11 protein-coding genes and 1 tRNA gene are annotated in these 13,748 nt (G+C 66.5%); 4 read left to right on the top strand and 8 right to left on the bottom strand.

Features of this window, described 5'->3' with window-relative positions; all coding sequences use genetic code 11:
* Nucleotides 1-24: 24 nt before the first annotated feature.
* Entirely contained in the window at nt 25-1,227 is a 1,203-nt protein-coding gene (pcaF, locus tag E4A53_RS09930; protein ID WP_136162952.1) for a 3-oxoadipyl-CoA thiolase, read from the bottom strand.
* Between the two features lie 219 nt (nt 1,228-1,446).
* Here pcaF and E4A53_RS09935 point away from each other — a divergent pair, with 219 nt between their 5' ends.
* Both E4A53_RS09935 and E4A53_RS09940 read left to right on the top strand, forming a co-directional pair.
* A complete protein-coding gene (locus E4A53_RS09935; protein WP_136162953.1) occupies nt 1,447-2,184 on the top strand; it encodes a DUF1134 domain-containing protein in 738 nt (245 codons plus the stop codon).
* An 85-nt stretch (nt 2,185-2,269) separates the two neighbouring features.
* Nucleotides 2,270-2,360, top strand: a tRNA-Ser gene (locus E4A53_RS09940).
* A gap of 79 nt (nt 2,361-2,439) precedes the next feature.
* Here the strand turns inward: E4A53_RS09940 and araD1 are convergent.
* The 6 genes from araD1 to E4A53_RS09970 form a co-directional block, all read right to left on the bottom strand.
* Nucleotides 2,440-3,405 carry an AraD1 family protein gene (araD1, locus tag E4A53_RS09945; RefSeq protein ID WP_136162954.1) on the bottom strand — a complete coding sequence of 322 codons (966 nt, stop codon included), beginning with the start codon at nt 3,403-3,405 and terminating at the stop codon, nt 2,440-2,442.
* Between the two features lie 84 nt (nt 3,406-3,489).
* Entirely contained in the window at nt 3,490-4,083 is a 594-nt protein-coding gene (locus tag E4A53_RS09950) for a hypothetical protein (RefSeq protein ID WP_136162955.1), read from the bottom strand.
* 361 nt (nt 4,084-4,444) lie between these two features.
* Nucleotides 4,445-6,667 (bottom strand): glycoside hydrolase family 31 protein, encoded by a 2,223-nt coding sequence (locus E4A53_RS09955; RefSeq protein WP_136162956.1) that lies wholly within the window; start codon nt 6,665-6,667, stop codon nt 4,445-4,447.
* Nucleotides 6,664-7,566: an NAD(P)-dependent oxidoreductase gene (locus E4A53_RS09960; RefSeq protein WP_136162957.1), complete on the bottom strand. Its 903-nt coding sequence runs from the start codon at nt 7,564-7,566 to the stop codon at nt 6,664-6,666. Before E4A53_RS09960 ends, E4A53_RS09955 begins: the two co-directional genes overlap by 4 nt.
* Nucleotides 7,563-8,741: an L-rhamnonate dehydratase gene (locus E4A53_RS09965; RefSeq protein ID WP_136162958.1), complete on the bottom strand. Its 1,179-nt coding sequence runs from the start codon at nt 8,739-8,741 to the stop codon at nt 7,563-7,565. The genes E4A53_RS09960 and E4A53_RS09965 overlap by 4 nt, the downstream gene beginning before the upstream one ends.
* Before the next feature lie 2 nt (nt 8,742-8,743).
* Nucleotides 8,744-10,003 (bottom strand): MFS transporter, encoded by a 1,260-nt coding sequence (locus tag E4A53_RS09970; protein ID WP_239018245.1) that lies wholly within the window; start codon nt 10,001-10,003, stop codon nt 8,744-8,746.
* Nucleotides 10,004-10,197: 194 nt separating this feature from the next.
* Here E4A53_RS09970 and E4A53_RS09975 point away from each other — a divergent pair, with 194 nt between their 5' ends.
* Nucleotides 10,198-10,950: a FadR/GntR family transcriptional regulator gene (locus tag E4A53_RS09975; RefSeq protein WP_136162960.1), complete on the top strand. Its 753-nt coding sequence runs from the start codon at nt 10,198-10,200 to the stop codon at nt 10,948-10,950.
* A 25-nt stretch (nt 10,951-10,975) separates the two neighbouring features.
* On the opposite strand, the gene E4A53_RS09980 is transcribed toward E4A53_RS09975, so the two are convergent.
* On the bottom strand, nt 10,976-12,580 hold the full coding sequence (locus tag E4A53_RS09980; protein ID WP_239018246.1) for an amidohydrolase: 1,605 nt from the start codon (nt 12,578-12,580) through the stop codon (nt 10,976-10,978).
* Nucleotides 12,581-12,845: 265 nt separating this feature from the next.
* Between E4A53_RS09980 and E4A53_RS09985 the strand changes: the two genes are divergently transcribed.
* Nucleotides 12,846-13,733 carry an ROK family protein gene (locus tag E4A53_RS09985; RefSeq protein ID WP_206366295.1) on the top strand — a complete coding sequence of 296 codons (888 nt, stop codon included), beginning with the start codon at nt 12,846-12,848 and terminating at the stop codon, nt 13,731-13,733.
* The last annotated feature ends 15 nt before the right edge of the window (nt 13,734-13,748 follow it).

Raw genomic sequence — 13,748 nt, forward strand, 5'->3', positions numbered from 1 at the left:
ACGGCTCCGCCTTCGCGCCCTGCCCTAGACTCGTTCGACCGCCATCGCGATGCCCTGCCCGACGCCGATGCACATCGTCGCCAGCGCATAGCGGCCCTGGCGGCGCTGCAATTCTTCCACCGCCGTCATCAGGATACGCGCGCCACTCATCCCCAGCGGATGGCCGAGCGCGATCGCGCCGCCGTTCGGGTTCACATGCTCGGCATCGTCGGGCAGGCCGAGCCGGCGGGTAACCGCCAGCCCCTGCGCCGCGAACGCTTCGTTCAGTTCGATCACGTCGATCGCGCCGATGCCGAGGCCAAGCCGGGCGAGCAGCTTCTCGGTGGCCGGCGCAGGGCCGATCCCCATCACCCGGGGCGCTACCCCCGCCACCGCCATGCCCAGAACTCGCGCGCGCGGCGTCAAGCCATGGCGCTTCGCTGCCGCTTCAGACGCGACGATCAGCGCGGCGGCGCCGTCGTTGACCCCGGATGCATTGCCCGCCGTCACCGTGCCGTCGGGCCGGACGATCGGCCTCAGCGCCGCCAGCGCCTCAAGGCTGGTCGCGCGCGGATGCTCGTCGCGATCGACCACGACGGGGGGCTTCTTGCGTTGCGGGATTTCGACCGGAACGATCTCCGCATCGAAACGGCCGCTGGCCTGGGCCGCAGCGGCGCGCATCTGGCTGCGCAGCGCGAACGCATCCTGGTCCTCGCGCGAAATGCCGTGCTCGTCCGCGACGTTCTCCGCCGTCTCCGGCATCGAATCGATGCCCCAGGCGTCGCGGAACCGCTTGTTGACGAAGCGCCAGCCGATCGTCGTATCGTGGATCTCCGGGGCGCGGGCGAAGGCGGCGGACGCCTTCGGCATCACGAACGGCGCCCGACTCATGCTCTCCACCCCGCCGGCGATCAGCAGGTCCAATTCCCCGGCGCGGACCGCCCGCGCCGCCGTCCCGGCCGCGTCCAGGCCCGATCCGCACAGCCGGTTGATCGTCGCGCCGCTGGCGGTTTCCCCCAGGCCAGCAAGCAGCGCCGCCATCCGCGCGACATTGCGGTTGTCTTCGCCCGCCTGGTTGGCGCAGCCGAGCAGCACGTCGTCCAACGCGCCCCAGTCGACCGACGGGTTGCGCGCGATCAGCGCCTTGATAGGTTCCGCAGCAAGGTCGTCGGTCCGCACCGGCGCCAGCGCGCCGCCATATCGGCCGATCGGAGTCCGCACCGCATCACAGATGAAGGCTTCGGTCACACGCATTTCTCCGTTCCGCAATCCGCCCCCCCGCTGTGACGGCGAAACGCGCCCAAGCCAAGCCCCCCGGCCTGCGCTCGCCCGAAAATGCTGCGCGTGGGCCGTTGCTTGACCCCACCGACTCACTCTGGCGCAGAATCGACTCGGGCCGTCGTGCGTTCATTGAAGGGTCAGGCGGCGCGGCGTTACTCTCGGTGCTCATGGGTGGGGTTTGACGCAATGACAATTTCTCTCGGCAGCCGAATGACGATCCTGCTGGCTGCGCTGGCCATCGCCACAGCCCCGGCGACGGCGCAGGTGCGCACCGTGGATCCGAACACGGCGATCGACGCGGACGTGACGCCGCCGCCCGGCCAGGCGAACATCCCCTACGACCAGACGTTGCCAGCGGAAGCACCGCCGCCCCCTGCCCCGGCGACCGATCCGGCCGCAACGTCATACGCTGCCCCCGCCTCGACCCCGGCGCCGGCGTCGGCCACCTACAAGCAGGACGATCTGATCGGCGCGGCGGAGGGCGTATTCGGCAAGGGCGCAAAGGGCCTCGCCGACCTGATCGAGAAAATCCTGAAGGATCAGGGCGAACCCAATGCCTATATCGCCGGGCGCGAGGCGGGCGGCGCGCTGGTCGCCGGGCTGCGCTACGGCTCCGGCACGCTGTTCCACAAGGTGGAGGGCGAGCGCCCGGCCTACTGGACCGGCCCGTCGATCGGGTTCGACGTGGGGGGCAACGCCGGCAAGACGTTCATCCTCGTCTATAACCTCTACGACAGCCAGGACCTGTACCAGCGCTTCCCGGCGGGCGAGGGCAACGCCTATTTCATCGGCGGCTTCACCGCCAGCTACATGCGCCACGGCGACATCGTGCTCATCCCGATCCGCGTCGGCGTCGGCTACCGCCTTGGCGCCAATGTCGGCTACATGAAATTCAGCGAAAAGCAGCGCTGGCTGCCGTTCTAGATGGCAAGCCCAGCCCGCATGCCTGAACGCAGCCAGCGCTTGCCCGCGCCGCCGCCAGCGATTAGGGGCGTGCTTCCCAGGACGCGGAGCGGTGGCCGAGTGGTCGAAGGCGCACGCCTGGAAAGTGTGTAGGGGTTAACAGCCCCTCGAGGGTTCGAATCCCTCCCGCTCCGCCATTTATGCCGACAACACGCTGGGTGATTTTCGGCTAGACATCGACATTGAGGGACACGACTGATCCCGCGGCATCAAGCCTCATAGGGTTTTCACCCGGACATCTTCGATGGGCGCGATCTCCACGGCATTGCGGACCGGAAGGCGAAACGGCGCCGCTTCGATCTCGAACAGGTCGCCCGGTTCAGTGCGGAGCCCCGCGCTGAACGACAAGGTCGCCGTGCCGAAGAAATGAACGTGGAGGTCGCCGGGGCGGCGGAACAGCCGGTATTTGAAATGATGGTGTTCGAGATTCTCGATGCTGTGCGACATATTGGCTTCGCCCGAAAGAAAAGGCTTGTCCCATATGGCCACGCCATCGCGCAGAATGCGGCTGGTGCCGCGCACATCGGCGGGCAGGCCGCTCACCAGCAATTCGGGGCCAAGCGCCGCCTGGCGTAGCTTCGAGTGGGCAAGCCAGAGATAGTTTCGGCTTTCCGTCACATGATCCGAAAATTCGTTCGCCAGCGCAAAACCAAGGCGGACCGGCACCCCATCGTCGTCAATCAGGTAAACCCCGGCGATCTCCGGCTCTTCGCCGGCATCGCCCGCGAATGACGGTGAACGGATCGGCTGGCCGGGGGCGACCAGGGACGAACCGTCTCCCTTGTAGAACCATTCGGGCTGCACGCCCGGGCCGCCGCCGGCTGGCTTTCCGCCCTCCATTCCCATCAGGAACATCTTCATCGAATCCGTCAGCTCGGCCGTTTCGGTGACGGCGCGATGCATCTTGTCGCGTCCCTCGGCCGAGCCGAGATGGGTGAGGCCGGTGCCGGTAAGCAGCATATGCGCGGGATCGGGGTGGTCGATCGGCGGCAGCAGTTCGACGGTATCGAGGTCGATGCCCTCGCCGCCGGGAACATCGGTAAGCCTGGTTCCGCTGCGCAGTGCCGCCAGCGCCAGTTCACGCACGCTTGTCGCACCCGGCACGACGCGCACGCCGGCATCGTCGAACCGCGCCACGCCACGCGCGCCATCGCGGGCAAACTGAATGAGCGAAACCGTCATATCTTGTCCGTCTCCCGATGCGACGGTCCGGGCAGCCCCGGCCAGTCGCCAATTTTCACCCACCCCGTCATCGGCAGGCGCCACCTAGCGTTCGGCGATTTCGCCTTCGTCCAGCCAGCTTGCGGTGGGCGCGACGCGCCCGCGCTGATGGGCCGGATCCGATGCCGGCTTGCCCTGATTGGCGTTTGGCCCGTAGAAACTCTGTTTGGCGACCGACCGGTCACGACCGGAGATCAACCAGATTTCGCCGAACGCGTCCTCCGGGATAACCGGCGCCGGCTTGTCGGTGGCGCGCGCGATGATTTCCGACGCGTAATCCTTGCTCGCAATGACGAGCACGGGGCCTCGTTCCTGGGCAAGGTCGCTCAGGAGCGCATCGATCTTTTGCGGATCGAACAGCTTGGGGTTCACGCGAAGCTCGATCGACAGCCAGGCGGAAGTGTCGAGCGAAACTTGTTCGGTCGCGGTGTAGATCGCCACCGGCGGCCGGGCGTTGAACGCGTAGTGGGAGAGCCGGCGCGCGTTATTGGCACCCACCTCCGTCAAGCGCGCATGGCTACCCTCACCCCGATATTCGAGATGGCGCATGACGTACAAATCGGGAAGCTGAGGAGCCGCGACGGTTGCGACGCCGTTCACCAGCAAAACAAATGCAATAAGTGTGCGGAGAAGAAACATCGAACGGCTCCTCAAGCCATGGTTAACAGGATGAAATTGGCAGCCTCGATCGCGGCGCCCAGGCCATGCGCCGCCGCCGGGGCAGGCGGGGCACCGCCGCGCCTTTCTCGCCAACCACATCGGGAACGCCGGCGAGGGCCAGGAGGCCATCCGAACCGGCCGGGGCGACACGGCACCCGTCGACGTTTCCCGGCGCCCGTATCGCGCCAAGGCGGATGGATTTGGTGACGCCGCTGAATAGTACAGGCGCCAGTATCGCGCGACGCGGCGGAGAGAAAATAGGCGCGCCGGTGACCATAGGCATTATAACTCCCGCTTTTCGCTCATAGCGTTTTTGTCCACGAACCGGGCGCCCGTCCGGTCAGACCCGGAGCGTCGCCTCGCCGTTTTGGAGTTCGAGCTGCAGTGTCTTGTCTTCGCCCGCGATGCGCACGGCGAAGCTGCGCGGCCCGGCGGGGCCATGCGATTGCCGAACCCGGAGCGTGCGAGTTTTGTCGGTCCAGCTGAAGGCGAAGCGCATATAGGCGCCCTGCCGATAGTCGAAGCTGTCGCCGTCGTCCTCGTAAAGGTCGCCGGTGCCGTCGGCGCCAGGGTGGACGAGCAGCGTGATCGGCTCATCGCTTTTTTCGCCGGTATGCTGCTTGACCGGGCCAAGCGGCACGACCGCGCCGGCGCGCACGTAAAGCGGGGTGGTCGCCAGATCGACCGCACGCTCGATCTCCCGCCCGCCTTCGACCGTCTCGCCGGTCCAGAAGTCGATCCACTGCCCTTTCGGAAGATAGAGGCGGCGTTGCGTGGCCCCCTTTTCCACGACTGGTGCGACAAGAATATGCGGGCCGAACAGATACTGGTCGCCCTGCTTCACCGCTTCTGGCTCGTCGTGGTGGAACCACAGCGAACGAATGATCGGCATACCCGTGGTGACGCTCTCGTGGACCGCGGTGTAGAGATAGGGGATCAGGCGATACCGCAGCTCCAGATATTGGCGACAGATCGGTTCGACACGCGGATCGATCAGATCCGCCGGGTCGGGATTCCACTGGGCCGTCTCAGGAAAGCCGCGATCGCCTTTGGTCCAGCCCCAGGGCATGTGCATCCGCCAGTCGCGCCCGTGCGAGCGGAACAGCGGCGTAAAGGCGGCGAACTGGAACCAGCGCGTATAAAGTTCGCCGGTGAACTCGTCCCGGGATTGGAAACCGCCGATGTCGGTGCCCCAATACGGAACGCCGCTGATCGCGGTATTGATGGCGATCGGCACGTGCGTGGCGAGCGCCGACCAGCGCGATTCGATGTCGCCCGACCATAGGAAGGCGGCGAAACGCTGCATGCCCGCAAAGCCATTGCGATGCAGCGCGTAAACCCGCTTACCTGGCCGATAGAGCTGCTGCCCTTCGAAATACATCCGGTTGCGCGCGAGGCGTGAGGACGGATCGAGGCCGTCGCCCTGGTCGGGCCACCAACCGTCGACCCCCATGTCGGTCAGCGGCTTGTGGAAACGCCAGTAGCAGCTCGCCTGCCGGTCCGGCGGCCAGCGCCCGTCGGGCAGGCGGCCGCTGGGCAGCGGCGGTGCGGTACACGGATCGGTCACCCGTCCGGTCAACCGCCGCCCTTCGATGACGACGTGGATGACGACCTTGAAGTTCTCCGCCTTCAGCGCCGCCATCGACGCCTCAGGATTAGGGAAAGCTTTGGGATTCCAGTCGAACTCGCCATTATAGCTGTTCCAGCCCGACGGGGCGAAGCCGGTGCTGAGGTAGATCATCGCGTCGCAGGGCAGCTTGCGCGCACGGAACTCCTTCGCCTCGGCAACGATCTCCTCGGGGGTGCCGAGCGTGCGGTGCGACTGCTGATAGCCAAGCGACCACAGCGGCGGCATCTCGGGATAGCCGGTGATCTCGGCATAGGCGCGCATCAGCTCGGCCGGCTTGCGCGACACGACGATGAAAAGATCCAGCGGACCGCCCGATACCGTCGGCATGAAACGTCCCGGCGCGCTGGTCATGTCGAACGAACCGACCGGCTGGTGGATGAACATCGCCCAGCCGCCGGTGCCGACCAGCCACTGGATGGGCACCCGCGAGCCGTGTGTCGCCAGCTTGTAGCCGCCGGCGCCGCTCTTCATCTCATCAAGGGAGCCGCGGCGGTCGAATTGCGGCCCACCCTGCCCCAACCCCAGCAATGGGCCGTCGCCAAGCGTAAAAGACAGTGCCCCCGCTTCCCAGACAAGCCTTTGCACTTCTGCGCCCGACGCGTCTGTGACAGCGATCGACAGGGGGCTTGAGGCGACACGAAAAGTGAGGCCGCCGCAGCGCAGCGTGCGCGGCTTGCCGCCGGCGGTGAAGCGCACGGACGGCGCCGGCCAGCTGCGCTCGGCAAGCGACCCGCTTTCCTCCGGCTCGACCGCCACGCCGTTGACTACCGGCAACAGCGTGATGCGAACGATGCCGCGCCCGATCTCGGCAAGCCGCAATTCGAGCGGCGGCTGGGTCGCTGCATCCACCGTCGCCGCGGCGCGCGTTCCCAGCATGGTGACGGAGGCGGCAAGCGCTTGCAGGCCACCCCGGCGCGTCAGTCCGTGTTTCATCCCGGCTCCCCTTTTGTCGATGGTATGTCGCGGATCGGCTCGACGATCGACGCGATATCCTGCTCTTCGAATCCCGCTTCCGCGGCGGTGAGAAAGCGCTCGCGCGCCGCACGGGCGGAGACGAGATCGATCCCCGCCGCGCCGAAAGCGTTCGCCGCATAAGCCAGATCCTTGGCCATCAACGGCACGACGAAATGCGGCGTATAGGTGTGATCGAGCATACGCTGCCCGACGGCGCGAACGAGCGGACTGCCGGGCGCTCCGCCCCCCAGCAACGCCAGCGACCGGACGGGGTCGAGCCCGCTCCGCTCGATCATCGCGACGGCTTCCGCCAGCGATGCGACCTGAACCCCGCACAGAAAATTGTTGATCAGCTTCAGCGTCGCGCCGCTGCCTATCGGCCCAAGATGCTCAACGTCGGTGCCGAGCGCTTTCAGTACAGGGCGAGCCCGCGCCAGCGCCTCGGCGTCACCGCCGACGAGGAATTTCAGCGCACCGCTGCCGGCCTGATCGCGACTGCCGGTCACCGGCGCGTCGAGGAAGCCGATGCCGCTCGCCGCCATCTCTCCGGCGAGCGCGCGCACCCAGTCAGCGGTGAGCGTGCTCGATTCGATCGCGACCGCACCCGGCTCCATCGCCTCCAGGGCGCCATCCGGGCCCAACCAGACGGAACGCGAGGCATCGTCCGTCGCCAGCATCGCGATGACGACGGCGGCGCCGCGAACCGCATCGGCCGGGCTCACCGCGACACGTGCCCCCTCAAGCCCCGGTGCCCTGGCGCGCTCTGGGCTCCGGTTCCAGACCGTCACGGGAAAGCCCTGCGCAAGCAGCCGGCGCGCCATTCCGCCGCCCATCAGCCCAAGGCCAAGGACGGCGACCGGGAACGGCCGGGCGGTCATTCCGTCACCTCGAAGCGGGCGAGCGCCCGCTCATCGATTTCGAGGCCGAGGCCCGGCACCGCATCGTCGAGCTCGACGAACCCGTCCTTCGCCATCGGCTCGCCCTTGAAGATCAGCCAGAACAGCTCGTTTCCAACTTCGACGTCGACAGGCGGAAAGAATTCGGCGATCGGCGAATTCAGACTCGCCATGACGACGTGATAATTGTGCATCTGCCCGGCATGCGGCACGACCGGGATCGAATGCGCTTCCGCCAGCGCCGCGATTTTCCGCGCGGCGGTGAGGCCGCCGACGCGGTTGGTGTCGAACTGGATATAGTCGACCGCCTTCGCCTCGATGAGTTGACGGAAGCCGTAAAGCGCGAACTCGTGCTCGCCGGCCGCGATCGGGGTCGTGCCGAATCGGCGCAACTCGGCGTAGCCGTGCACGTCGTCGGGAATAATCGGCTCTTCCAGCCAGCGCAGATTGAACGGTTCCAGCAGCCGCATCATCCGCTTGGCGTAATCGAGGCTCCAGCCCATGTAAGCGTCGGCCATGATGTCCACGCCGTCGCCGACCACCTCACGCACGGTGCGGACAAGGGCGAGGTTGCGCTGCATGCCGTCCGCGCCGTCCACCGGGCCCCAGCCGAAACGCAGCTTCATCGCCTTGTACCCGTCGGCCTTGTAACGCGCCGCCTCGGCAGCAAGCACGTCGAGCGGGGTCGAATAAAGGCGGCTGGCATAAACCGGGATCTTCGGCTTCGTGCGGCCGCCCATCAGCCTGTAGCAGGGCTGGCCGGCGGATTTGCCCATCAGGTCCCACAGCGCGATATCGATCGCGCTGATCGCGACCATCGCCACGCCTTTGCGCCCATAGGCCATCGTGCGGCGGTACATGTGCTGCCACAGGAATTCGGTATCCCACGGGTTCTCGCCGATTAGCAGTGGCGCGAGATGACGGTCGATCAGCGCCTTGGTGACGTGCGGCGACAACGCGGCATTGCCAATGCCGACATGCCCGTCATCGGTGAAGATCTCCACGACAAGCCAGCCGTGGAACGTGAATGCCCCCATCGTTTCCGGCGACAGCATCGGCGACACCAGGTCCATCGGGTTGGTGCAGAAATGCGGCGGCAACGGCGCCGTTTCGCCGGCCCATCTGACGACGCGGGTACGAATCTCGGTTATCTTCAAGATCAGGCCTTTCGAGTGAAATTCAGAGGCGCGATGCGCGGGACGGCGACGCAGACAAGCGCGAAGGCGATGACGTGGAGTGATGCCGCCACCGTCAGCACCGGCGTGTAGCCATAGCCGGCATCAAGCATCCAACCGGCCGCCTGGCCCATCGCAACGCCGCCAAACGCGCCACCAAGGCCGATCAGCCCCGCCAGCTTGCCGAGTGCCCCGCGCGGAACGAGATCGGTCGGGAGAGTCATGACCAGGGTGGACCAGCTCTGCTGGCCGAAGAAAGCAAGGCTGAAAAGGAAAATCACCAGCCCAACCGACGCGGCGAACGGAACGAGCATGACGAACGGCATGAAGGCGACACTGATGCCCATCGCGATCTTGCGCGCCGCGTTGACCGATCGTCCGCGCTTCAACAGGCGGCTCGAAAGATAGCCGCCGGCGAGACTGCCGACGCCAGAGGCGGCATAGGGGATCCAGCCGATCGATGCGGCACTCTTCAGGTCGAAAGCATGGGCCTCGAACAGATATTTGGGCAGCCAGAAGATGTAGAAATACCAGGCGGCGTCGCTGAGGAACTTGGCGCCGACGACACCGGCCACCTCGCGCCGTGCCAGTAGCATGCGGAGCGAGGGCGCGACTGCGGCGGCGGCCTGTTCGGCGTCGTCATCGAACGCCACACCGGGCGTGCGATAACTCCACCACCAGCCCACCGCCCAGGCGATACCCATCGCACCGGTGATGAAGAACACCCACCGCCAGCTGCTCAGCCCCATCCAGTCGCCGTGCGTAAGGATCAGCGCGATCAGCGGCGGCGCGATCACGGCGCCAACGGCGGTGCCGGCATTGATGATGCCCATTGCGGTGGCGCGATCCCGCACGGGAAACCATTCCGCCACCGCCCGCGTCGCCGCCGGAAAGCCGCCACCCTCGCCCACGCCCAGCAAGAGGCGGCTGGCGGCGAGTGCGAGAACGCCGCCAGCCAGCCCGTGACTGGCACAGGCGAGCGACCAGAACAGCATGATGACGAGGAAGCCACGTCGCGTGCCGATGCGGTCGAGCAGCCAGCCGCCGCCGAGATACATCAGCCCGTAGGTGACGAGGAAAGCCGAATCGAGCGCCGCCTTGACCTGGTGGCCGATCGGAATGTCGGCCTCTATGCTCTTGATGGCCCAGGGCAGCGTCTGCCGGTCGAGATAGCTTATCGCGATCGCCGCCGCCACGAGCAGCGCGATCCCCCATCGCCCCCTGAGCGTATCCATCGGCGACATGCGGGCCATATCAGGCGCGGTCTTTCAGGCGGATCAGCATGGCATCGCCTCCTACTAGTCTGACCAGTATCGCACGCTTTAGGGCGGCACAAGATCGTATACGATGAAAATACGTCCACATAGTCTGACCAGTTCAATGGTGTGCGGCTGGTGAGCGGCTTGACGCCATTGAAGGACGACGCCACCACGACACGATGGAAGAAGCGCCCAGCGATCTGCCTGCCAAGCCCGCAGAACCTCCAAAGCAGATACACGACACGATTGCCCACGACCTCGGTGTGGCGATCGTCAGTGGCGCATACGCCCCCGGCGACATGCTTGCTGGGGAAGCCAAGTTCAGCTCGGAACTCAAGGTCTCACGCGGAGCATACCGCGAAGCCATCCGCATTCTCGCCGCCAAAGGGCTGGTGCAGAGCCGGACCAAGAGCGGCACGCGCGTGCGTGAGCGCCGTCATTGGAGCATCCTTGATCTCGATGTCCTCGCCTGGATGTTCGAGACCGAGCCCAGCGAGACCTTCATCCGGGATATCTTCGAATTGAGGCTGATGGTCGAGCCGATGGCGGCGGCGCTTGCCGCAACCCGGCGCACCAGCCGCGAACTGGGCCGCATGGGCCATGCCCTCGAAGAGATGGAGCGGTTCGGCCTATTGAGCGAGCAGGGGCGCGCCGCCGACCAGGCGTTCCATAACCTCGTATTGGAATCGACACGCAACGAGGCGGTGATGTCGCTTTCCAGCACTATTTCGGCAGCGGTGGGCTGGACAACGCTGTTCGCGCGGCGTGAGCGTGCCGCGGTCAGAGACCCGATGCCTGACCATTACCGGCTGTTCGACGCTCTGGCGCAGAGCGATCCGCACCAGGCTCGAACCTGCATGATCGCCCTGATCGACCACGCGTTGCACGACGCGGGTGTCACCTCCGCGCTGGACCCGGCGTTGTCCGCCTAGAATTTGTCGCAGTCCGGCAGGCTACCTACTCCGTCGCCCCGGCCCCCAGCGTCGGCCATTTTACGCCCAGTTGCTCCAGATACGAACCATAGCGTTGCGGGTCATAGTATCGCTTGGCCAGTTCTGGCCTGTACCGCGCCATAAACTCCGCGTTCAGCCAGGTCGCCGGTGCATCGTCCTTGGTCAGGACGGGCACATACTGCTGGTTCTTGGTCTGCACGTCGCGAAAATAGGCTTTGGCGTCGGCCAGCAGGCGCGGCCTGGTCAGCAAGTCGACGATCGTCATCGCCATCACCTTGGCGCCCGCCTGCACGCCCTTGTGCGCAATCGGTGTCGCCATGGCGATCGCATTGGCCCAGTTGTGCCCGGGCAGGCCGGGGATGTTGGAAGGATAGCGGATCGTGATGGTCGGCACCGTCCAGCTGACATCGCCGATGTCGTCCGACCCGCCCGATTTCAGTGCCTCGGGCGCGGGCGGCGGGCCAAGCGCTGCCAGCTTGGTTTCCAGGCCGTCCGTCACCGTCGCTTTTATGTTCGCCTGCACCGCTTTGGCGAACGCCTGGTCGTCGGCATCCCACCTGGGCAGTCCAATCGCGCCGATATTGACCTGCGCCGCTTCCGCCATCGGGCGGTTGAAGTGCTGGATCGCAGCGGAGCCGAGCAGCCGGCGGCTGACGGTGGTGCTGGTCATCTTCGCGGCGCCGTCGGCGATATCGTCGGCGGTCTTCAGCATGTCGGCGATCGCCGCGAAACTCTGCTCGCGCAGGTAGAACCAGATCTTCGCTTCGGAGGGCACGACGTTCGGCTGGTCGCCGCCGTCGCTGATAATATAGTGTGAGCGTTGCTCGGGGCGCAGATGCTCCCGCCGCATCTCCCAGCCCGTCGCCATCGCGACCACGCCGTCCAGCGCCGATTTCCCGCGCCAGGGCGCGCCGGCGGAATGCGCGCTCTCGCCCTTGAACATATATTCGACGCTGACCACGCCCGTGCCACTGGGCTGGCCCCAACTGGTTGAAAGCTGGCTTGAGACATGGCTGAACAGCGCCGCGTCGACATCCTTGAACACGCCGGCGCGGACCATATGGGCCTTGCCGCCCAGCAACTCCTCGGCGACGCCCGGCCAGATCACCAACGTCCCCGGCGTCCGTGTGCGGACCATCCAGTCCTTCACCGCCAGCGCGGCGACGATGTTCACCGCCTGGCCGCTGTTGTGCCCCTCGCCATGGCCGGGCGCGCCGTCGACCATCGGCTGGCGCCACGGGATGCCCGGCGTCTGGCTGGCCTTGGGAATGCCGTCGATATCGCTGCCGACCGCGATGACCGGGCCGCCGGTGCCGTTGGTCCACCGCGCCACCCAGCCGGTCGGCAGGCCGGCGACGTTGCGGTCGATGGCGAAGCCTTCCTTTTCGAGAAGCGCGGTCAGGTAGCGCTCGGTCTCCCGCTCCTGAAAACCAAGCTCGGCATAGCTGAACAACTGGTCGTTGATCACCTGCGCCACCTTCGCCCGCGCTTCGACGCCGCGGACGACATCGGCCTTGGCCCCGGCCGGTACCGCCTGCGCGACCAACGGCGCCGGCAACGCCACGACACCCGCCACCAGGGCAGCGCGCAGCGCCAGCCCCCCGACCACGCTAGCCCATGTGCGCCGATCGCTCCGCATAGTCCGTAATCCTCCCCGTCAACCGAGTAGCCGATGTCACGGCCTCGCCGGCGGAAGAGAACACCAGCCGGCCGAAACCGGCGGCGCCCGCCCCCGTCGGTTCGACTTATAGCCGCACTTTGGCCGTTGCGAAGGCATACCGGCCGACAATGCCGAACTCCAAATCGTTCCGCCCAATCATCGCAAGGGAGGAATGGATATGGCTGCGCGACCGGCAACGGCGCTATACCAGAGCATGGCCCAGCCCGCACTGATCGCCGGCCTCGAGCTGGGCGGCACCAAATGCATCGCCATTCTTGGCAGCGGGCCTGACATCGTTCACGCCAGCGAGACGCTACCGACAACGGACCCGGAAACCACGCTCTCCGGGTTGGAGGCGATACTCGACGGCTGGACGTTCGATGCGCTCGGCGTCACCGCCTTCGGGCCGCTCGAGCTTAACCCGGACCATGCCGCCTTCGGCTCCATTCGCGCGACACCGAAACCGGGCTGGACTGGCACCGACATCGCCAGCCGGCTCGCCGCGCGCTACCGCAAACCCTTGGCGATCCAGACAGACGTCGTCGGCGCCGCGCTGGCCGAAGCGCGCTGGGGCGCTGCACGCGGGCTGGCGAATCATTGCTACATTACGATCGGCACCGGCGTCGGTGTCGGGCTGATTGCCGGAGGCCGCCCGGTGCAAGGCGTGGCGCATGGCGAGGCCGGGCACATGCGCGTCGCCCGCGCTGGTGGCGACGAGTTCCTCGGCAACTGCCCGTTCCACGGCGATTGCGTCGAAGGGCTGATCGCCGGGCCGGCGCTGGCCAGGCGCTTCGGCCGGCCGGGGCGCGAAATCGCCGACGACGCGCCCGAATGGGCCCTGTTCGTCCACGATCTTACCGGGTTGCTGCACAACCTGGTGCTGACAGCCGCACCGGAGCGGATCGCGATCGGCGGCGGCGTTATGGCGACGCGGGAGCAACTGTTCCCCCGATTGCGCAACGCCCTTGCCGACAGCATCGGCGGCTATGGCATTCTGGCCGATTATGCCGCGCAGCTCGACCGGCGCCTCGGCCCACCGGGGCTTGGCACGCTGGCCGGGCCGATGGGGGCAATCGCGATGGGGCTGGACGCGCTCGGGTAGTGACCTGCGCGCGCG

The organism is Sphingomonas flavalba, assembly GCF_004796535.1.
In the GTDB taxonomy this organism is placed as follows: Bacteria; Pseudomonadota; Alphaproteobacteria; order Sphingomonadales; family Sphingomonadaceae; genus Sphingomonas_L; species Sphingomonas_L flavalba.

Bases quoted from the DNA above. Each gene is read 5' to 3' on its own strand.
- E4A53_RS09935 (WP_136162953.1), top strand. From the start codon at position 1,447: ATGACAATTTCTCTCGGCAGCCGAATGACGATCCTGCTGGCTGCGCTG.
- araD1 (WP_136162954.1), bottom strand. From the start codon at position 3,405: ATGACGGTTTCGCTCATTCAGTTTGCCCGCGATGGCGCGCGTGGCGTG.
- E4A53_RS09950 (WP_136162955.1), bottom strand. From the start codon at position 4,083: ATGTTTCTTCTCCGCACACTTATTGCATTTGTTTTGCTGGTGAACGGC.
- E4A53_RS09955 (WP_136162956.1), bottom strand. From the start codon at position 6,667: ATGAAACACGGACTGACGCGCCGGGGTGGCCTGCAAGCGCTTGCCGCC.
- E4A53_RS09960 (WP_136162957.1), bottom strand. From the start codon at position 7,566: ATGACCGCCCGGCCGTTCCCGGTCGCCGTCCTTGGCCTTGGGCTGATG.
- E4A53_RS09970 (WP_239018245.1), bottom strand. From the start codon at position 10,003: ATGTCGCCGATGGATACGCTCAGGGGGCGATGGGGGATCGCGCTGCTC.
- E4A53_RS09975 (WP_136162960.1), top strand. From the start codon at position 10,198: ATGGAAGAAGCGCCCAGCGATCTGCCTGCCAAGCCCGCAGAACCTCCA.
- E4A53_RS09985 (WP_206366295.1), top strand. From the start codon at position 12,846: ATGGCCCAGCCCGCACTGATCGCCGGCCTCGAGCTGGGCGGCACCAAA.